At 61.5% G+C, this 19,734-nt stretch carries 18 protein-coding genes; 6 read left to right on the forward strand and 12 right to left on the reverse strand.

Features of this window, described 5'->3' with window-relative positions; all coding sequences use genetic code 11:
• Positions 1-35: 35 nt before the first annotated feature.
• The gene (locus ACSOSP_RS23645; RefSeq protein ID WP_455313334.1) at positions 36-1,184 is read right to left on the reverse strand and encodes a CaiB/BaiF CoA transferase family protein; all 1,149 of its coding nucleotides are present in this window, start codon (positions 1,182-1,184) and stop codon (positions 36-38) included.
• 328 nt (positions 1,185-1,512) lie between these two features.
• On the opposite strand from ACSOSP_RS23645, the gene ACSOSP_RS23650 reads away from it, so the two are divergent.
• Positions 1,513-2,316 carry a hypothetical protein gene (locus ACSOSP_RS23650; protein ID WP_455313335.1) on the forward strand — a complete coding sequence of 268 codons (804 nt, stop codon included), beginning with the start codon at positions 1,513-1,515 and terminating at the stop codon, positions 2,314-2,316.
• 53 nt (positions 2,317-2,369) lie between these two features.
• Here ACSOSP_RS23650 and dapA read toward each other — a convergent pair whose 3' ends face one another.
• Together dapA and ACSOSP_RS23660 are read right to left on the reverse strand one after the other, a co-directional pair.
• Entirely contained in the window at positions 2,370-3,227 is an 858-nt protein-coding gene (dapA, locus tag ACSOSP_RS23655) for a 4-hydroxy-tetrahydrodipicolinate synthase (RefSeq protein ID WP_455313336.1), read from the reverse strand.
• Between the two features lie 256 nt (positions 3,228-3,483).
• Positions 3,484-4,383, reverse strand: a complete 900-nt coding sequence (locus ACSOSP_RS23660) for a DMT family transporter (protein ID WP_455313337.1) — start codon at positions 4,381-4,383, stop codon at positions 3,484-3,486.
• Between the two features lie 120 nt (positions 4,384-4,503).
• Between ACSOSP_RS23660 and ACSOSP_RS23665 the strand changes: the two genes are divergently transcribed.
• Positions 4,504-4,977: an Lrp/AsnC family transcriptional regulator gene (locus ACSOSP_RS23665; protein ID WP_455313651.1), complete on the forward strand. Its 474-nt coding sequence runs from the start codon at positions 4,504-4,506 to the stop codon at positions 4,975-4,977.
• Here the strand turns inward: ACSOSP_RS23665 and ACSOSP_RS23670 are convergent.
• Positions 4,960-5,892, reverse strand: a complete 933-nt coding sequence (locus tag ACSOSP_RS23670; RefSeq protein WP_455313338.1) for a LysR substrate-binding domain-containing protein — start codon at positions 5,890-5,892, stop codon at positions 4,960-4,962. The genes ACSOSP_RS23665 and ACSOSP_RS23670 overlap by 18 nt on opposite strands.
• Positions 5,893-6,052: 160 nt before the next feature.
• Here ACSOSP_RS23670 and ACSOSP_RS23675 point away from each other — a divergent pair, with 160 nt between their 5' ends.
• Both ACSOSP_RS23675 and ACSOSP_RS23680 read left to right on the forward strand, forming a co-directional pair.
• A complete protein-coding gene (locus tag ACSOSP_RS23675; RefSeq protein ID WP_455313339.1) occupies positions 6,053-7,234 on the forward strand; it encodes a M20 aminoacylase family protein in 1,182 nt (393 codons plus the stop codon).
• Between the two features lie 43 nt (positions 7,235-7,277).
• Positions 7,278-8,594, forward strand: coding sequence for an MFS transporter (locus ACSOSP_RS23680; protein WP_455313340.1), 1,317 nt, complete (start codon positions 7,278-7,280; stop codon positions 8,592-8,594).
• A 41-nt stretch (positions 8,595-8,635) separates the two neighbouring features.
• Here ACSOSP_RS23680 and ACSOSP_RS23685 read toward each other — a convergent pair whose 3' ends face one another.
• From ACSOSP_RS23685 to ACSOSP_RS23700, 4 genes are all read right to left on the reverse strand, one after another.
• Positions 8,636-9,085 carry a PaaI family thioesterase gene (locus tag ACSOSP_RS23685; protein WP_455313341.1) on the reverse strand — a complete coding sequence of 150 codons (450 nt, stop codon included), beginning with the start codon at positions 9,083-9,085 and terminating at the stop codon, positions 8,636-8,638.
• Between the two features lie 111 nt (positions 9,086-9,196).
• Positions 9,197-10,684, reverse strand: coding sequence for a CoA-acylating methylmalonate-semialdehyde dehydrogenase (locus tag ACSOSP_RS23690; protein ID WP_455313342.1), 1,488 nt, complete (start codon positions 10,682-10,684; stop codon positions 9,197-9,199).
• Between the two features lie 328 nt (positions 10,685-11,012).
• Positions 11,013-11,654, reverse strand: a complete 642-nt coding sequence (locus ACSOSP_RS23695; RefSeq protein WP_455313652.1) for a DsbA family oxidoreductase — start codon at positions 11,652-11,654, stop codon at positions 11,013-11,015.
• Positions 11,655-11,928: 274 nt separating this feature from the next.
• Positions 11,929-12,855: a LysR substrate-binding domain-containing protein gene (locus tag ACSOSP_RS23700; protein ID WP_455313343.1), complete on the reverse strand. Its 927-nt coding sequence runs from the start codon at positions 12,853-12,855 to the stop codon at positions 11,929-11,931.
• 109 nt (positions 12,856-12,964) lie between these two features.
• On the opposite strand from ACSOSP_RS23700, the gene ACSOSP_RS23705 reads away from it, so the two are divergent.
• Together ACSOSP_RS23705 and ACSOSP_RS23710 are read left to right on the forward strand one after the other, a co-directional pair.
• Positions 12,965-14,074, forward strand: a complete 1,110-nt coding sequence (locus ACSOSP_RS23705; RefSeq protein ID WP_455313344.1) for a tartrate dehydrogenase — start codon at positions 12,965-12,967, stop codon at positions 14,072-14,074.
• A gap of 67 nt (positions 14,075-14,141) precedes the next feature.
• Entirely contained in the window at positions 14,142-15,452 is a 1,311-nt protein-coding gene (locus tag ACSOSP_RS23710; protein ID WP_455313345.1) for an MFS transporter, read from the forward strand.
• Positions 15,453-15,547: 95 nt separating this feature from the next.
• On the opposite strand, the gene ACSOSP_RS23715 is transcribed toward ACSOSP_RS23710, so the two are convergent.
• The 4 genes from ACSOSP_RS23715 to ACSOSP_RS23730 form a co-directional block, all read right to left on the reverse strand.
• Complete coding sequence (locus ACSOSP_RS23715) at positions 15,548-16,723, reverse strand: FUSC family protein (protein WP_455313346.1); 1,176 nt, start codon at positions 16,721-16,723, stop codon at positions 15,548-15,550.
• 431 nt (positions 16,724-17,154) lie between these two features.
• Positions 17,155-17,964 carry an alpha/beta fold hydrolase gene (locus ACSOSP_RS23720; protein WP_455313347.1) on the reverse strand — a complete coding sequence of 270 codons (810 nt, stop codon included), beginning with the start codon at positions 17,962-17,964 and terminating at the stop codon, positions 17,155-17,157.
• 155 nt (positions 17,965-18,119) lie between these two features.
• A complete protein-coding gene (locus ACSOSP_RS23725) occupies positions 18,120-18,266 on the reverse strand; it encodes a DUF3563 family protein (protein ID WP_455313348.1) in 147 nt (48 codons plus the stop codon).
• Positions 18,267-18,707: 441 nt separating this feature from the next.
• Entirely contained in the window at positions 18,708-19,655 is a 948-nt protein-coding gene (locus tag ACSOSP_RS23730; RefSeq protein WP_455313349.1) for a LysR family transcriptional regulator, read from the reverse strand.
• Positions 19,656-19,734: the final 79 nt, after the last annotated feature.

Here is a 19,734-nt window from a genome sequence, read left to right on the forward strand (position 1 = left end):
CCAGAGTCTGCGCGCGAAAGGCGACGGATAGCCCCCTAAACCACCTTCTTCTCCCGCAGCCTCTCCATCAACTCACCCGGCACGTTCCAGTCCCGCAAAATCGCGTCAGTATCTTGCCCCGGACTCGACGGCGGCGAACTCACCTCCGGCGCCGTGCGGCTAAAGCGCGGCGCCGGGCCCGGCTGCGTCACGCCGTCCACGTCGATAAACGTCCCCCGCGTCCGGTTATGCACATGCTCCGGTGCTTCGTCCATATCGAGCACGGGCGCAAAGCACACGTCCGTGCCTTCCATCAATTCGCACCACGCCGCTCGCGACTTCGTCGCGAAGATGGCCGCTATTTTTGTTTTCAACGATGGCCATTGCTCGCGGTCCATCTGCTTATCGAACGCAGGGTCATCGATACCGCAGAGCTTCAACAACAAAGCGTAAAACTGCGGTTCGATCGCCCCAACCGACACGAATTTGCTATCCGCGCATGCGTAGGTATTGTAGAAATGCGCGCCGCCGGCAAGCATGCTCGTGCCTCGTTCGCCGCCCCACGCGCCGAACGCCTTGTAGCCGTAGATCATCGCGCCCAGTAGCGCGGAGCCTTCGACCATCGCGGCATCGATCACCTGGCCCTTGCCCGACCCGCGCGCTTCCAGCAGCGCGCACACCACGCCGAACGCGAGCATCATGCCGCCACCGCCAAAGTCGCCAAGCAGATTCAGCGGCGGCACCGGCGGTGCATCGCTGCGGCCAAGCTCGTGCAGCATCCCGCTCATCGCGATGTAGTTCACATCGTGCCCCGCGGTCATAGCCAGCGGGCCATCCTGTCCCCAGCCCGTCACGCGGCCGTACACAAGCTTCGGATTGCGCTCCATGCATGCATCGGGCCCGAGACCAAGCCGCTCCATCACGCCAGGGCGAAAACCTTCAATCAGCGCATCGGCCTGGGCAACGAGATGCAACGCCAGTTCACGCCCTTCCGGTTGCTTGAGATCCAGCGCGAGCGAGCGGCGCCCACGCGCCATCACGTCGAATTTCGTGCCTTGCATGGGATATGGCGTTTCGCCGCCGGTCGGCCGACGATCTATGCGGATCACTTCCGCCCCCATGTCGGCGAGCATCATCGCGGCGAACGGACACGGCCCAAGTCCGACCATCTCGACCACGCGAATTCCCTTGAGCGGCCCGCTCATCGCAACGTCTCATGCGATAAACAATCCCGGCTCGGCAACGCATGAATTGCAGGAGATGTCATATTGGTTTTCCCTCGCGGAAAGGTTGGTCGAGATGAGCATTTCTCTAAGGCACCTGAATTCCCAATGCTCGTCGATTCGGGAAACTCTACCTCAGCAGTCCAGGCATCTCTACCATCGTTTAATACGTCCTTACGCCAATGTCTCCCATTTGTCTTTTCTAGCCGGGTACCATTGAATAGAATCGAATAAGAATGAATTGACTCGAATGCTGCTCGTGCAGCACGAAGACCCGGCGGTCCGCGATCATGTCCATGGGAGTCTGCTAATGAGTCTTCACGAAATAAAACGAGCGAGCGTAAGCGCCGCTTGTGCCCTTCTTTGTGTGTGTGTAACGTCCCAGGCCCAATCGGCCAGCAGCGCGGCCACGGCGGCCGGGCAGACAGAAAACGTTGCGCCGGTCAGCATCGTGGTGACACCGGGTTTCAGCGGCGATGATCCGGTTGCCGTCAGGGACGCGCTGGCGCGTAAATTCACCGATAGCAAAACGCGCACGTTCGCACATCGCGTGGAAGACCTGATCGGCGATGCGCTGCCGAAAACCTTGCACGACTCAGCGCTAATGGACGCCAAGCTAAGCCGCGATCTCGCGTTCGTGGTGCCTGCACCCTATGGAATTCGCTATCGGTCGAAAGTGCGCGTAATGACGGTGGACGTGGATCTGTCGGACAGCGATCACCCCGACACGATAGTCCTCAAGAAGACCATCACCGGACCGCGTGGGCGCAAGCTGGTGGTAGCGGCCGAAGCGAAATCCAAGGGCTACATACAGAACATCGATATCATCGAACTGGATGCCGTCAACAAGCACAACAGGACGACGGTGCATGGGCGCTTCGTGCTGTCGCCGGACGCGTTTTCCCAGGAAGACGGTGATCTTGCGCTCGTGCTGATCTGTCGCGTGGTGCCGCCTTATCTGACCGAAACCAAGGACCATACCGACCCGAGCAACGAGGAGCCCACCGATATCACCACGCGCACGGCAACAATGCACGCGAACGTCGGCGATATCTGGCTGATCAACCGCGAGAAGGGCATCGTGCTGGCCAAGGGACTGCACTTGGTGAAATAAGCGCGGGCCAATTCAAGCGAGTCGCCAGTACGGGATGCCGCGCTGATTGTCGCCTAGCTCGACAGCAAGGCTCCAAGCTGACCACGAAGCCTGTCAGTTGCTTGTGTCATCGGCGCACGAAGTTCCTGGCGAATCATTCTCAAGATATCGAGCGCACACTTCACGGGCGCCGGATTGGGCTCGGACCCGAGTGCCTGTATCAAGGGCGCCAGTCGATGAAACCGCTCACGCCCCTCATCAAGCCGCCCGTGCCTGATGTCGTCATAGACCGCAACGAAGTCAGCCGCGCGCACATGCGCACTTGCCGCGATCGCACCGTGCCCGCCGAGACATAGCGTGCTGAACATATTCAGGTCTTCACCCGCCAGCACCGACAAACGTCCATCGAGGATCAGCGCGAGGGTCGTCTCCAGCGATCCCGCGCAATCCTTGATGGCGTGAATGTTGGGATGACCCGCGAGCGTCAACAGTGTCGCGAGGTCCGACCGCACACCCGTCCGATACGGAATGTCGTAGACGATCAGAGGGACCGTGCTGATATCGGCGAGGGTGGTGAAGTGGTCCGTCAAGCCGGACTGCGAAGGCCGCACATAGTAAGGCGCTGGGACAAGCAAACCGGCAATCGGAAGCTCGTTCAAGCAAAGCGCGCGTTCGCGAAGCTCCGCCGAGTTATTACCGGCCAGGCCTACCGCGACTGGATGGTCCTTCGCCTCATCCAGAATGGCCGCAAGCACCTGCTCTTGCTCGGCGTGGTCGAGCGACGAAGGTTCGCCCGTTGTTCCCAGCGCAACAAACCCTGCAACCTTCGCTTCAATGTATGACCTGACCAGTCTTCGCAGCGCGTCGTGATCGACACGTCCGTTTGAAAACGGCGTGACCAGCGGAATCCAGATACCAGAAAAAATCGACATTCCATACTCTCCAGTTTGACCGATAAAAACCGTCAGGGCTGGAGAACAGGGATGAAAATCGAGTGGCCGCGTCCGTTCCGTCGCACCTGACGGAACAGCGCTCCGGTCAGATGAGCGATGTTTTTTTGCTTTTGAAACCCGCGTGCGCAAGCGGTCGGATCACGTTGATGTGATCGACTGCGTTGCGCGGAAAGACATCTGGCGGATTCATGACGGATAGTTGCCGGAAAGCTTGTTGATACGAAAAGATGACTCGCTATTCGAACGCCGCACGTTTTCGCGGCAGGAGTTCCCACCCTAAGGTCGTTCCGGCAGCCGCCAGCAGAATCAGCACCGCGCCGACAATCTGCAGCCATCCTAAGCGTTGTCCGAACGCGACCCGATCCACGATGATCGCGACGACCGGATAGATGAACGACAACGCGCCGATCACCGCAGTCGGCAGTTTCTGGATAGCGCCATAAAGCAGCACGTACATGATGCCGGTGTTGACAACGCCGAGCACGACAAGATCCGCCCAATGATTCGGGGTGGTAGGCAGATGCCGGAAGTCTACGAAAGGCGCAAGCATGATGATGCCAAGCGCCACATGCAACAACGCAATCAAATGGGGCGGCGTTCCCTTGAGCTGCTTGGTCACGATCGAACAAATCGCATAGAGAAATGCCGCGCCGAGCGCATAGCCAATCCCTGCCAGATATTCACCGGGCTTGGCCAGCACTGCGGGCTCCACTCGCACAACCAGCACAAGGCCTAAGAACGCGACGCTCAGCCAGAGGATCGTGCGCAAGGTGATCCGTTCGCGAAACACTACCGCGCCGAGCAGGACGAGCATGAACGGCTGGGTGTTGTAGACCGTGGTCGCCATCGATATGGAAGCTCGCGAATAGGCCGCGAACAGCAGCACCCAGTTGCCGACAATCGTGGCGCTGCCGAGCGCAACCAGTCCAAGCATGCGCCAGGAAAACAGGTTCTTGCGCAGCATCCCCTTGAATGCGCAGATCACGAACAGCGTCGCCGCGCCGAACACGCAACGGATGAACACCACGTTCAACGGTGTTTGCTGCGACGACACGACGAGCCAGCCGACCGTGCCGGATATCAGCATCGCTACCGTCATTTCCACGCAACCAGCGCGCATTTCTCTCGAGCTCATCGCCTCGCCTTTCAAGTGGTGCCAGCTCTATCTGTCTAATAAGTTTAGTGGGCGGCCAAGCGCGATTCCATGTGTAAAATGAGCGGACATCGACGTTTTAACTTCAAATCGAAGGTCCATTTGAAGAACCGCCTTTCTTCTCCGCCGGGTCTCGTATCACTCGACCAGACCGACCGCGAATTGCTTGCCGTTCTATCCGAGGACGGCCGGATCGCGATGAGCGAACTCGCGCGCCGGATTGGCTTGTCGGCGCCCAGCACAGCCGAGCGCGTGCGCCAGCTCGAAGCGCGTGGCGTGATCCAGGGGTTCGGGGTCAAGCTCGACCCGCGTGCATTGGGATACACGCTTCAGGCCATCGTTCGAGTCAAGCCGCTGCCAGGTCAACTGCACCTGGTGGAAGAAGCCATCCGGCGCATTCCTGAATTCGTCGAATGCGACAAGGTCACCGGCGATGACTGTTTTGTCTGCCGGCTCTTTCTCAAGACAATCGAACAACTGGACGAGATTCTTTCGAAGGTCGCGGAGCGCGCCGAGACAAGCACGGCGATCATCAAGTCGACGCCGGTCGAACGCCGCTTACCGCCCCTGGAATGAACGGCGCGCCGGCACGTTCAACCTGAGCGACGTCACCGCATCCTGCAAACAATCCAGCAGCAACGCAGCCGCCGGCGTCAGCGGACTGTCGCGCCGCGTCACTACGCCGATTGCTATCGGCGGCGGCAGGTTGGCTACAGGCAACACGGCGATACCCTCGCGCACCCACGGTTGATCCAGCAAGGGCTGGGGCAACATTGCAACGGTATCCGAGCCGCGCAGCAATCCATGCGCAATCACGAAGCTCGGGCACTCGATAATTTTCTGCGGCACCGGCAAACCGTTCGCGGCGAAGAAATCGAGCAGTCCGCGTGTCGAGCTTTCGGGCGACGGATTCAACAGCCATTCCGCATCGACGAGTTCGGCCAAGGACGTGCATTGCGCCAGCGGATGATCCTGCCGCGCGACGACCACCGAACTGATTTTGTATAGCTCGATGTAATCGAACGCGGGACCCAAATGCTCCGGCTGGACCACGGCCACGACGAAATCAAGCGACCCGTCGCGCAAACGCGGCAACGCCACACCCGGAAATCCTTCGATAAAACTCACGCGCGCATGCGGCATCTTCTTTCGAAATGCGCTGAACGCTTTAGGGAGGACCGACAACGCGGCGGTGGGCGTGACGGCGGCCGCCACGCTGCCTGTCACCGCGCCCTTCATATGCGCGATGTCGTCTTCGGCGCGACGCATCTCGCTCACCACCATCTGCGCCCGAATCCTCAACTGCAAGCCGAACGCGGTCAATTGCACGCCGCGCGCGGTACGCAAGACCAGCGGCACGCCCAGGTCCTGTTCGAGTTCTTTCACCGCCTTCGTCAACGCCGCCTGCGAGAGATGCAGGCTACGCGCCGCCGCGCGGATGCTGCCTTGCTCGGCCACTGTGAGGAACGCACGCAACTGGTGATATTTCATTGGGAATTCAAGGATTTATACCGACAACTATGGGTGGTCACAAATTTAATTAACTGTCTTTTGGTTTTCTTTGTGACTTTATATGCTTGACCGGAAGCAGTCACGCGAAGCAGTCACGCTTCCGTCGCGCTGAATATCAAAACGTCTTAAGGAGTCACCCATGCTGTCAGTCGATCCCGTCATTCCCGGTATTGCCGCCATTGCGCCGGACCTTATCGCCGTGCGTCGCCAGATCCACGCCAATCCGGAACTCGCGTTCGAGGAGCGGGCGACCAGCGATCTCGTCGCCAGCCTGCTTACGCAATGGGGCTACGAAGTGACGCGCGGCCTCGGCAAGACAGGCGTGGTCGGCGTGCTGAAACTGGGCAGCGGCAGCCGGCGCATCGGCCTGCGCGCCGACATGGATGCGTTGCCCATCGAAGAGGCGACGGGCCTGCCCTACACCAGCGCGGTACCCAAGACCATGCACGCCTGTGGGCACGACGGCCACACCGCGATGCTCCTGTGCGCCGCTCGCTACCTGGCAGAAAGCCGGCAGTTTTCCGGCACGCTGACCTTGATCTTTCAACCGGCCGAAGAAAGCTACGGCGGCGCACGCGCAATGATCGAGGACGGTCTCTTCGAGCGGTTTCCGTGTGACGCCGTGTTCGGCCTGCACAACATGCCGGGCTACGAAACCGGCGGCATGAATTTCCGCACTGGCCCCGCGATGGCTTCAGCCGACCGCGCCACCATCGTGCTGCGTGGGTTGGGCGGGCACGGCGCGCTGCCGCATCTGTCGCGCGACCCCATGCCCGCCGTAGCGGGCATTATCCTCGCGCTGCAGAGCATTGTGGCGCGGGAAGTCGATTCGCAGAAGTCGGCCGTGATCTCGGTTGGCAGCGTCAAGGCCGGGGATACCTTCAACGTGATTCCTCAAACCGCCGAGATGAAACTGTCGATCCGCGCGCTCGACCCCGCCGTGCGCGATCTCTTGAGGCAACGCATCACCGCGCTCGTGCATGCGCAAGCGGAGTCGTTCGGGGTGGAGGCCGAGATCGACTATGAATGGGGTTATCCCGTGCTCGTCAATCACCCTGAACCTACCGCGTTCGCAGCGGAAGTCGCGCAGAAGATGCTCGGTACTCAACGTGTGGATACGCAAGCGCATCCGCTCATGGGCAGCGAGGACTTCGCGTTCATGGCCGAAGTCGTGCCGGGTGCGTATGCGTGGATCGGCAATGGCCTCAACGGCAAAGGGAGTTGCATGGTCCACAACCCCGGCTACGACTTCAACGACGACATTCTCGCCATCGGCGCGAGTTACTGGGTGCGCCTGACCGAAGCGTATCTGGCCGACTGATCTGTTCAACCCCTGCAGAATCCACCGCGTTCCGAGAGAAGACATGAGCATTCCTACCGTATCAAGCCTCGACGTTGCGCCGGGCGCGGCCCAGGGCCAGCGCAAGCAAAGCCGCATGCGGCTCGTCACTGCGGCAGCAGTAGGTAATGCACTCGAGTTCTACGACTTCACGGTCTACGGGTTCTTCGCGTTGCTGATCGGCAAGCTTTTCTTCCCGGTCCACGATCCGGTCGGGCAGTTACTGCTTGCCGTCGCGAGTTTCGGCGTGGGGTTTTTCACGCGGCCCGTGGGCGGCCTTGTGATCGGCATGTACGCAGATCGCGCCGGACGCAAGAAAGCGATGATCCTGACGCTCGGGCTGATGGCGGTAGGCACGGCGATGATCGCCGTCGCACCGACCTACGGACAAGCAGGGGTTTTAGGACCCGTCATCCTGGTGATCGCGCGGCTCATCCAGGGATTTTCCGCAGGCGGCGAAGTCGGGGCATCGACTACGCTCCTGCTCGAACAAGCGCCGCCAAACCGGCGTGGCCTGTATGCATCGTGGCAATTCGCCAGCCAGGGACTCGCAGCACTTGCAGGCGCATTGACCGGTGTTGCGTTGACCGCGACGCTCTCGAGCGCACAACTCGAAAGCTGGGGATGGCGCGTGCCGTTCCTGATCGGCACGCTGATCGTGCCGGTGGGCTGGTGGCTGCGCAAGACGCTCGAAGAAGAACCGGTTCACACGCCCAGACAGAAAGCGCCGAAGCTGCCGCTGATTGATGTACTCCGCGATCATCGGCGCGCGGTGCTCACGGGGCTGGGGCTGACGATTGCCGGGACATCGGCGCACTTCATCATCGTGTTCTATCTGTCGATCTACGCGGTCAAGACGCTCGGCCTGCCGCCGGGCATCGCGATGCTGTCAGGCTGTATATCGGGCGCGATTATTTTTGTGCTCTCACCGGTAGGTGGATACCTGACCGACCGCTTCGGACGCAACGCGCTCGCGCAAGGCACGCGTATCGTCCTGCTGCTCGCCATCTATCCGGCCTTCATTGCATTGAACCGATGGCCGACAACCACCACGCTGCTCACGGTCGTCACGCTGCTTTCGTCGGTACACGCGATCAATATTGGCGGTGTTGGCGCGATGCTCGGTGAACTCTTCCCGCGTTCCGTGCGGGCCACTGGCGGCGCCGTGGTCTACAGCCTTGGGGTCGCGATCTTTGGCGGCTTCGCGCAATTCTTCGTGACGTCGCTGATCGTGGCGACCGGCAGTGTGCTCGCGCCCGCATGGTATGTGATCGGCTGTGGTCTGCTGGGGTTGATCGCCGTCGCATGCATGGATGAAAAATCGCAGAAAGCGCTGGATTGATCTGGCGGCACAGCCTGCCGATTTGACAGCCGCCGTCACGCTCAGCGCTCGAACACCAGCAACGTCGATGTCGCCGATGCATACAAACGCCCGGTAGCATCGGTCAGTGTGGCTTCAGCGAATGCGGCGCGCCGGCCTATCGAGATCACGCGGCCCTCGGCGCGCAGCAATCCGGAGTCGCGCGTGACAGCCTTGTGATACGCGATCTTCAACTCTAGCGTGGTGTAGGCCTGCGCGGCCGTGAGCCGTGAATGCACGGCGCAACCGCAGGCCGAATCCAGCAGCGTGGCTGCGTAGCCGCCATGAACCGTGCCGATCGGGTTATACGCGTGATCGCCCGGCAGGCCGGCGAAGACGGCGCGACCCGCATCCACTTCAACGAAATCGAAGTTCAGCGACTCCAGAATCCCTGGCTTGCGTCCCGACGACATCAGCGCCCGCAACTGCGCGAGGCCGTCTAGACCCGCGCCGGTTTCATCGATAAGGCTCATCGTTTCCTCTCCGTCTGGTTTGGAAACGATGATACTGTGAATATGCACAGTTTGCTCGCACGGGCGCTATTCCTGGCGTTTCAGGGCCGTCATCGACCCTGATTCGGCGCCTTAGGCGACGTTGTCGGGCCAGCGCTGCATGACGCTCTTGTAGTGCGTGTAAAAGCGCACGGCTTCCTGGCCGTACGCGTGATGATCGCCGAACAGCGATCGCTTCCAGCCCCCGAACGAGTGCCACGCCGCCGGCACCGGACTCGGTATGTTGATGCCCACCATGCCCACGTGAATCTGCCGGGTGAACGTGCGTGCCGAGCGGCCGTCGGATGTGAAAAGCGTTACGCAGTTCCCCAGTTCGTGCGCGTTGACGAGCGCTATCGCGCTCGCTAAATCAGGCACGCGGACAACTGACAAAACCGGCCCGAAAATCTCTTCCAGATAGATAGTCATATCAGGCTTCACGTCATCAAAAAGCGAGCCGGCGAGAAAGAAGCCCTCTTCGTGCCCCGGGAACGATTGGCCGCGACCATCGACGACGAGCCTGGCGCCTGCCGCAACGCCCGCATCGATATAACCCAACACCTTCATGCGATGCGCGGCGGAGATGAGCGGCCCCATGTCCAGATCGGGCTCCATGCCGCCGCCGATCCTGAGCGAGCGCACGCGCGGCGCGAGACGCTCGACCAGCTCATCGGCAACGTCCCCTACGGCCACCGCGACCGAGGTCGCCATGCAGCGCTCGCCGGCTGAGCCATACGACGAGTTGATCAGCGCATCGACGGCTTGATCGAGATTGGCGTCGGGCAAAACGACCAGATGGTTTTTCGCACTGCCCAATGCCTGCACGCGCTTGCCGCGCTTCGCGGTTTCGCTGTAGATGTATTCAGCCACTGGCGTCGAGGCGACGACAGACATCGCGACCACATCGGGGTGCTCGATCAGCGCATCGACGACGGCCTTGCTGCCATGCACGACGTTGAACACACCTTTGGGAAAGCCGGCCTCGATGAACAGCTCGGCGAGTCGAATGGATGCCGACGGCGTGCGCTCCGACGGCTTGAGAATGAACGTGTTGCCGCACGCGGCCGCCATCACGAACATCCAGCACGGCACCACCATCGGGAAATTGAAGGGCGTGACGCCCGCCGCCACGCCAAGCGGCTGACGCAGATTCCACGCGTCGATGTCGCTGGCGGCCTGATCAGTGAATTCGGTCTTGAGCAGGTTCGGAATGCCGCACGCGAATTCAACGATTTCGATACCGCGCAGCACCTCGCCCTTCGCGTCCGAAAACAGCTTGCCGTGATCGCGCGTAATCAGCTCGGCGAGTTCATCGGTATGCGCGTCGAGCAGTTCCTTGAACTTGAACATTAGACGGGCGCGCGTCAGCGGCGCGGTTTCGCTCCAGGCCCCGAACGCGGCTTTAGCCGCAGCGACGGCGGCGGCAACTTCAGCCGTACTTGCTACCGGAACGCGCGCCGTCACCCGGCCTAGCGCCGGATCGTATACGTCGGCGAACTTCCCGCTCGCGCCAGCGGCGCGTTGACCGTCAATGAAATGACTCAGCTCGCGCACGCGCGCGCCTTGATCTGCTTCGCTCATATGTCCTCCCGGGGGAGGCGGTCGCCGCCCGCGCCACGCCGCCTCATGTCTTCGAACATGGGTTGTCCGGCTTCGTCACCGATCAGGCCGACGGCTCCGCCAAAGCCAAATGTAGGCGCATTGACCCGGATTTCGAATACCCGCAGCTAACAAACAGTCTTGCACAGCGGGAACAAATCGAAATCTGACGGGAAGGCGTGGATGGCTGATTGATGAGTAAGCTTATTGCCGGGCGGGCCAGTGAACGACTGCGTCTTGCAGCCGCTCACTGTCGAGTGATGAGATCCAGAATTTAACGGCGAAGCGCCATTACGATGCCGTAGCTTCATTACGCTTCGGTCAGAATCTGTCGGATGGCTTGCTCGAACGCTTCGACAGGTTGTGCGCCAGTCAGCAAGTAGCGGTTGTTGAAGATCACCGACGGCACTGAATTAATGCCCATTGCCTGGTATTTCTCTTCTTCTGCGCGAACCTCATTGGCGTACTCGTCTCCTTGCAGAATGGAACGCGCCTCGGCGCCGTCGAGTCCGGCAGATTGCGCGGCTTCAACCAGGACGTCATGGCTGCTCGTCGGCTTGCCCTCGCCGTGATACGCCTTTAGCAGCGCCTGTTTAAGCTCTACCTGCTTCCCTTTGATACCGGCCCAATGCATCAGACGGTGTGCATCGAAGGTGTTATAGATGCGTGTGCGCGTGCCGAAGGTGAAACCAACATCCGCGCCGCGCTGCCGGAGCTCGGCCTGCGCCTGAGCGATCTGTTGCGTAGTACGCCCGTATTTCTTTGCGATATGTTCGACAAGGTCTTCACCCTCTTCGCCCATCCGCGGATTCAGTTCGAAGGGATGCATGACGAATTCGGCGTCGACCTCATCGCCAAGTCGTGACAATGCAAGTTGCAGCGAGGATAAACCGACAGCACACCAGGGGCACGCTACATCGGAGACGAAATCGATTCTGATTGGTTGTTTCATTGCTTTCCTGATGATGATTTCCTGTTGCCTCACCGGTTCAACACTAGGGCAACAGCCGCACACAGCGTAGCCGGATTTTCGAATACTTGTCGGACCGGCCGCTGCGCCCGGACGTTTCAATCGTGATTGGAGATGCGTTGTATTCTGGACGAGTTTCGACGCGAAATGATCATGGCCCGCGGCAATTCAGTTGTTCCTGCAAGGCATGCGTGCGTGAGCCCTTTTGCGAATCCGGATAGCGCCTGATTCGCCTCGTCAAGAAGCTTGATCGACCCTACTTGAACTCCCCCGCTTCATTGCGAAGGTCATGGGCGATAAAGTCGACGAAAGCGCGAATCCGGTTGGACATCTGGTGCCGCTGCGAATACACCGCGAAGATATCGGCGTTCGGCGTGTCATGGTCAGGCAGTACGACGACCAGCGAACCATGCGCCAGATACTGTCTGATGTCCCACTCGGCGCGCATCAGGATGCCGTGTCCTTCCAGCGCCCACTTCACCGCGATCTCACCATCGTTCGTTGTCAGCGTGCCATTGATCCTCACCGCTTCCGTCTTGCGCGCCGCGCCCCTGCCCGAACTCAGACGCCACACGCCATAGGCTTCATCACCCTGACGGATGCCGATGCAGTTGTGCCGCGTCAGGTCGTGCGGGGTCAAGGGCATTCCGCGTGACGCGATGTACGCAGGCGCGGCACACAGCAAGCGCCGGTTGTCCGCGAGACGCCGCGCGACCATCCGCGTATCGGGCGGCTCACCGAAGCGGATGCAGACATCGAAGGTGTCGTCTGTCAGCGGCGGAGGCGTGACCGACAACTGAAGCTGGACCGACACCTGCGGATAGTTCGCGACGAAGCGAGAGATAGCGGGCGCGACATGACTGCGCCCAAAGCCAAGCGTTGCATTCACGCGCAGCAGTCCCTTCGGACTCTTTTTCGCCGTGCCGAGCAACTCGGACAACTCGTCGATCTCATCGAGAATCCGGCGCGCGTGCTGCAGGTACAACTCGCCCTCGGGCGTGAGCATCATCCGGCGCGTCGTGCGGTTGACCAGCGCCACGCCCGCGCGGCCTTCCATCTGCGTCAAATGCTTGCTGACGGCTGCCGCCGTCAAGCCCAGTTCCCGCGCTGCCGCACTTAGGCTGCCGGACGCGGCAAGCGTCGAAAAAAAGCCCAGATCGGACGGCTGGACGGTATCGCGCATCGCATTCACTTGTGAATTAAAGTTACGGATGCTTTGAGTTTAGCACCGGTTTTTGCCTCCGGATGTCGATAAAGTTCGCTCACACCCTCGACATCAGAAGGACGGAGACATGAACACCTATCGCATCGCAACCATCCCCGGCGACGGCATCGGCAAGGAAGTCGTACCTGCGGGCGCGCAGGTCCTCGAAGCACTTGCGAAGACCACGAAGTCGTTTGCGTTCGAGTTCGAAAACTTCGACTGGGGCGGCGACTACTACCGCAAGCACGGCGTCATGATGCCCGCCGACGGGCTCGACGCCATCCGCAACAAGGACGCCATCCTGTTCGGCTCGGCCGGCGACCCGGACATTCCCGATCACATCACGCTCTGGGGCCTGCGCCTGAAGATCTGCCAGGGCTTCGATCAATACGCGAACGTTCGTCCGACACGCATCCTGCCGGGTATCGATGGCCCGTTGAAACGCTGCGAGCCGGAAGACCTGAACTGGGTGATCGTGCGTGAAAACTCGGAAGGCGAGTATTCCGGCGTGGGCGGGCGCGTTCACCAGGGTCATCCGATCGAAGCCGCAACCGACGTGTCGATCATGACCCGCGCCGGTGTCGAACGGATCATGCGCTTTGCGTTCCGCCTTGCGCAATCACGTCCCCGCAAGCTGCTGACGGTCATCACGAAAAGCAACGCCCAGCGCCACGCAATGGTGATGTGGGACGAGATCGCGCTGCAAATCTCGAAGGAGTTCCCCGACGTCAAATGGGACAAGGAACTCGTGGATGCATCGACGGCCCGGATGATCAACCGGCCCGCGACGCTCGATACGATTGTCGCCACCAACCTGCACGCCGATATCCTCAGCGACCTCGCCGCCGCACTCGCCGGCAGCCTGGGTATTGCGCCGACCGGCAATATCGATCCGGAACGCCGTTTTCCATCGATGTTCGAGCCGATCCACGGCTCCGCATTCGACATCATGGGCAAGGGACTCGCCAACCCGATCGGCACGTTCTGGTCGGTCGTCATGCTGCTCGAACACCTGGGTGAATTCGACGCCGCGAAACGCGTGATGCAGGCAGTCGAAGCGGTGACCGCGGACAAGTCCCTGCATACGGGAGACCTTGGCGGCACGGCGACAACGGCGCAGGTAACCGCTGCTGTATGTGCGCTCATCGAGAAAGCGGCGACAGCGACGCAGGAAGTCACCTTAGGCGACGCAGCTTAAGCGCCGTCAGAGGCCCCGCTTGAGCCTGGTTCAGTAGCGCCCGGCTCGAGCCTCCAAGGAGGAGACAATGATTTCCGAACTCGAAAGCCGGGTTTCCCGCAAGCTCATGCTGCGGATCATTCCGTTCGTCATGCTGCTCTATTTCGTGAGCTTTCTCGACCGCGTCAACGTTGGCTTTGCCGCACTGTCGATGAACAAGGCCATCGGCCTTTCGCCGACCGCATTCGGTCTCGGCGGCGGACTTTTCTTCATCGGCTATTTCCTGTTCGAAGTGCCATCGAACCTGATTCTTCACAAGGCCGGCGCACGCCGCTGGATTGCGCGCGTGATGGTGTCGTGGGGAATCGTGTCGCTGGCGTCCGCATTCGTCGTCGGGCCGAACAGCTTCTATGCGCTTCGCTTCATCCTGGGCGTTGCTGAAGCGGGCTTCTTTCCCGGCATCATCCTGTATCTCAGCTTGTGGTTCCCATCGCGTCAACGCGCGGTCGCGGCGGCGTGGTTCATGGCTGCCGCGCCAATCTCCACCGCGATCGGCTCGCCGCTGTCCGGCGCGATCATGAAGCTTCCTCCCATCGCCGGATTTGCCGACTGGCAGATGCTTTACATCCTCGAAGCGGTGCCGGCGATCATCCTGGGTTTCGTCGTCCTGAAGTACATGACCGATACACCCGCGAAGGCGCACTGGCTCCAGCCGCAAGAGCGAGAATGGCTGATTGCGAAGCTGAAGATGGAAGCGGACGCGAAGCAGTCTCACGAGGGCCACACGGCAGGCGCGCTGAGCGCCTTGCGCGACCCGCGCGTGCTCGCCCTCTCACTGATCTACTTCGGCACGTCAGCCGGGCTGTACACGCTCGGGTTGTGGGCGCCGTTGATCATTCGCCAATACGGGTTCGGTTCGTTCGAAACGGGCCTTCTTGCGGGGGTGCCGAGCGTTGCCGCCGTGGTCGCGATGATCCTGTGGGCCAGGCATTCGGACCGTACCGAAGAGCGCACGTGGCATGTGGTCATCCCTTGCGTATTGGCATGCCTGGGATTCGCATTTGCCGGCAACGCCACCACCGCATTGATGATTATCGTCGCGCTTGTGATCGTGAACATCGGGATCAGCGCGGCGAAAGCGCCATTGTGGGCCATGCCGAGCATGTTCCTGTCAGGCGCAGGAGCGGCTGCGGGGATCGCGATGATCAACTCGGTCGGCAATCTGGGTGGCTTCGTCGGACCGTTTGCGATCGGCTGGCTCAAGAACGTGACAGGGAGCTACTCGGCCGGGTTGTACGTGGTCGGCGCAACGTTGGCCGTGTCCGCCGTGGTGACGCTCATGCTGGGGCGGCAATCGAAGCAGACACCGGTTGCGGCGGGTGAACGATCAGGCCATTGAGCGTAGTTGGCCTGGAGCGGCTCGTGTCCACCCGATGCAGGAGCCCAGCGGACATAGGAAAACGAGTGCCAGGCGACGCGGGATGCATGCGAGTCTCAATGGCTTGCATCACCCGTCGATAGCGGCAAACGCAGCTTACCGGTCGCGAGCATCACGACTGCCAGCACGACGATTCCGGCGAGGATGCCCGATAGCCGCATGAGCGCGGGCACCGGATCAGCCGACCAATGATGGTCCTGCACAAATACCATGATGAACGCGATGGTGAATTGCCGGCCGACGTAGCTCGCGCCTTCCCGTCCCGACTGCACGTGACATCCGATCCAAACGCCGGCAGACAGCGCGAGCATGCACAGGATCGCCTGGCCCCGCATCAGGGGCAGCAGTGCCACACCCAGCGCGCCGGCCAGCAAGCAGCCCGCCACCCGCTGCACCATCTTTTCGATGACCGGTTGCTGCGTCCCGTCCACCGGTAAACCTGCCTGCAATACCAGCACCGCGATCGCCGTGACCATCGCTTGCGCGAAACCAGGCAAATGCAAAACGTACGTAAGCGCCGAGAGAATCACGATCGCCAGTGCGCCTTGCAAGCCCAGCAGCATGCGAGTCGGGCGCAATGTTTCCGGCGGCGGTGAAGGTATTGAAGGGGCAGGCGTTCCGATGTCAGCGGCTGCACGGCCGGTTGCGGGCATCCATGGACTTCGGGTCTGCCTGTACCACCTCGGCCCGAAGTGAAATACGCTCGCCACCAGCAGGCAAGCGAGCGTTCCAACCATGACCTCGGCGACTCGCAGCGCTGCAAACATCGCGGTCTCGCGAAATGAGACCAGCGCATGCGCTTCGTACGTCACCATCAACGCAGTCACGCCGCCCAGCACCCAGGCGTAGGCCGCTTTGGGCCCGTTGGCCTGATACACCGCAACGCCGCCGATTGCCCCCAACACGGGCACGAACAGCCACGGCCGGTCGCCGATCCAGGGGCCCGCCAAGGTTCCCAGCGCGGCGCCGATCACCGTGCCGATAATGCGGTGCGCAGCGCGCTGCACGGAACCGGAGAAACTCGTTTGCATGACGGCGTAGCCGCTGATGGCTGCCCACCACGTGTCTGACAGATGCAACGCGTTGGCGAGCACGACCGAAAGCGCGACCGAGAGCATGGCTTCAGTCCCGAATGTCGCGCGCTCCCTGGAAGGCCTCCAGGCCGCCAATTCGCGTCCGAGCGACAATATGGCCGCCCGGCAGGTCTGGACCAGCGTGCCAGCAAGCGTCATCCGCGCCTCCGCAGTCGCGTTGGGGTAAGGCGCGGAACATCGTTCATCGGATCTGCCGGCCCGATGTACAACGTGCTCGGCAGAGGATCGTCGCAGATCATCGTTGTTGAGCTCCACGGTTGGCTTGAGACGCGTTTCATCCAGTCGCTGCCCGCGCCCTCGCACGACAGTTTATGCCGTGATGAGGCGACCCGACATCGAGCTGAGGTGAAAGCGCCGCCGAGCGTCCATTTCGGACTCCGGCTCGACGCGCTGCAACGATGTATCGGAACAGAGGAAAGGAGGCCGCATGCCTCAAAAGATCGTCACGATGAACCGCGGGTTGCGACTATGAAAACAAGCTGCGGCAGCGCCCGCGATGAACCAATCAACGAATGCGCCCTCACCCTCCCCTTACGCGGCGAGCCGCCGCGTGTTGTCAGGAGGCCGGTTCAAGCCGCTGCATCCGCCTCGGCGATATGCCGCACGATGATCGAGTTGACGTTGTCGGCGTGTGTGAGCGGCCCCATGTGTCCCGCGCCTTCGACGATCGCAAGCCGCGCCGCCGGCAGAAGCATCGGCAGCCGCTCGGCAATCGCGCGCGTCGGGACGGGCGCGTGCTGGCCGCGCATGATCAGCGCCGGGACACGCAGGCCCGTGTACGCGCTTGCGGGCATGCGTTCGTCGAGCAGCGCGCGGAAGTCGAGCGGCGCCTTCGGCGCCCAGCGCGTGAGCGCGGCCTGCACCGAGGGCCGCAGCGCTTCCCATGCGCCCTGGCCGCCCCAGTAATCGACGAACGAAGCCGCCGCGCCCCGATAATCGCCACAGCTCACGCCATCGGCGGTGCGCTTCGAGATCGCGAGGATTTCCGCGAGCGCGTGCGCTCCGTGCGCGCCCATCACCTTCAACAGATGAAACGCCGACGGCTCGTAGAGCGTCAGGCTCGCGATGCGCTCCGGCCGTTCGACGGCCGCGCGTAACGCCACGCCGCCGCCATACGAGTGGCCGACGAGATGCACCTTGCCGCGCGAGGCGTCGATGATGCCAATGGTCCTTGCGGCCTCGTCGGCGAGCGTGAATGCGCGCTCGCCGCTCCACGGGCCCGTGCTGTCACAGCCGTAGTGCTCGGGCGCGACGAACGCGTGGCGCGAACCCAGCGCCTCGCCGAGCTTGCGCCATTGCGACGCTCCCGAGCCGGAGCAATGCAGTGCAATCACCGATGTGACGGATGAGAAGGCTTGCGACGCGATAGTGTTATTCATGTCGTTCATGGTACTCAAGGGTTAGGTGCGCGGATGCCGGGCCGGGGAAGTCTCACTATCGGCTCGGCGCGGGTAGCCGGCTATGATCGGGGCACCGGCGCGCTTGTCCCGGAGTCCGAAATGATTGATGCAAGGCGCATTGGTTTGGCACTGCCTCAGCGGTCAGTCTCCATCGAATGCATGCGGCGTTCGAGCTCGCCCATATCGGCGGCTGACGCGAGGTACGCGTCACGACGACTGTGTTCAGCACGGTCAAGCGCCTTCCTCAAAAACGGCAACAGATAGATAAACAAAATCAACACAACATCCTCCGGTCAGCAATCTGGTCAATGGCGTATCGGCACGAACGGGGCGCGACACACGGGATTCCAGGCGTGCATCCGGTGCGGGACATCGAATTCGATGGATGGGCGTGTCGTGCTACGGCTGGACGCTGGATAGAGCAGAGTCCATGCCATGTTGCACAAAGCCTTGACTGGCGGGCGTTGAAGCGATTGCTGAAGGATACGGATAGGGCGAAGTGTTGTCGCGGGGCCGACGAATATGCAAGTGAGAGTCGGGCCGCGACAAACACCCGGTTAGTGAATGTCGCGTTATATCGAGCGCTACGTCTCGCAAAGAGTATTCGCCGACGCAGTTATCTGGTGGCAGCCTTTCTGCCGATACGTGCCATCACGAAGGACCGCGTCCCCGCGCGCTCGACCGCATCGACGAGGCCACTCGACCTGATGTCTTGTTTCGAACTACGAGCTTTTTTGCACGGACCTGGTTCTGCGCGTTTGCATCGCCGAGTCTGCGAACAGGTCAATCACTACCCCGCGCAGCCAGCGATTGCCTTCGTCCTGCTGGACTCGCGCATGCCAGAGCAAATGGATCGGTGCGGCGGGCAACGTCGAGGGCAATGCGCGCAGGCTCAGTGAGAACGGCCCTGCCAGCTGCAAGGCCAGTCGCTCCGGCACCGTGGCAATCAGATCGGTGCGCTGCAGGATGTAGCCGACACTCATGAAGTGCGGCACCGTCAATCGCACCCGGCGCTGCACGCCTCGCCGTTTCAGCCAATCGTCCACCTGACCGTGTCCGGTGCCGGCGGACACCACCACCAGATGCTCGGCTTCACGCCAGGCAGCAAGCGTCAGCGGCGCATCTTCGAGCGCATGGCCACGCCTGAACAGACAGACATACCGCTGATCGAACAGGCGCCGCTGATAGAAGCCGCCCTTGAGCTGCGGCAGCAGGCCGATGGCGAGATCGACCCGGCCCTCGGCCATCTCGCTGCTCAGGTTGACGCTTGTGTCGCGAACCGTATTGAGCGCGATGCCCGGCGCCTCGCGCGACAGCCGTTCGACAAGCGCGGGCAGAAAGACGACCTCGCCGATATCGGTCATGCCGATCGTTATCGTGCGCGTGACACGCAGCGGATCAAAACCGGTCTCGGGATTGAGTGCGGCGTGCAGGATCGCGAGCGCCTGAGAAACCGGCTCTTCGAGGCGCAACGCGAACGGCGTGGGCACTACTCCGCCCGGTCCACGCACGAACAGCGGGTCACCGAGCCGTCGACGCAGTTTGGCGAGGGCGTTGCTGACGCCCGGCTGGCTCATGTTCATCTGCTCGGCCACGGTCGATACTCGCCGCTCCTGCATCAACCGTTGGAAAAGCAGCAGCAGATTGAGATCGACTTCACTCAGCTTCATGACGCGGGTATCCCGGGCTCATTGATTTCAGTGATGACGTAGATTCGCCCCATTTTATTGTGAAATGGACTGTCAGTGC

Source organism: Caballeronia sp. KNU42 (assembly GCF_053760385.1).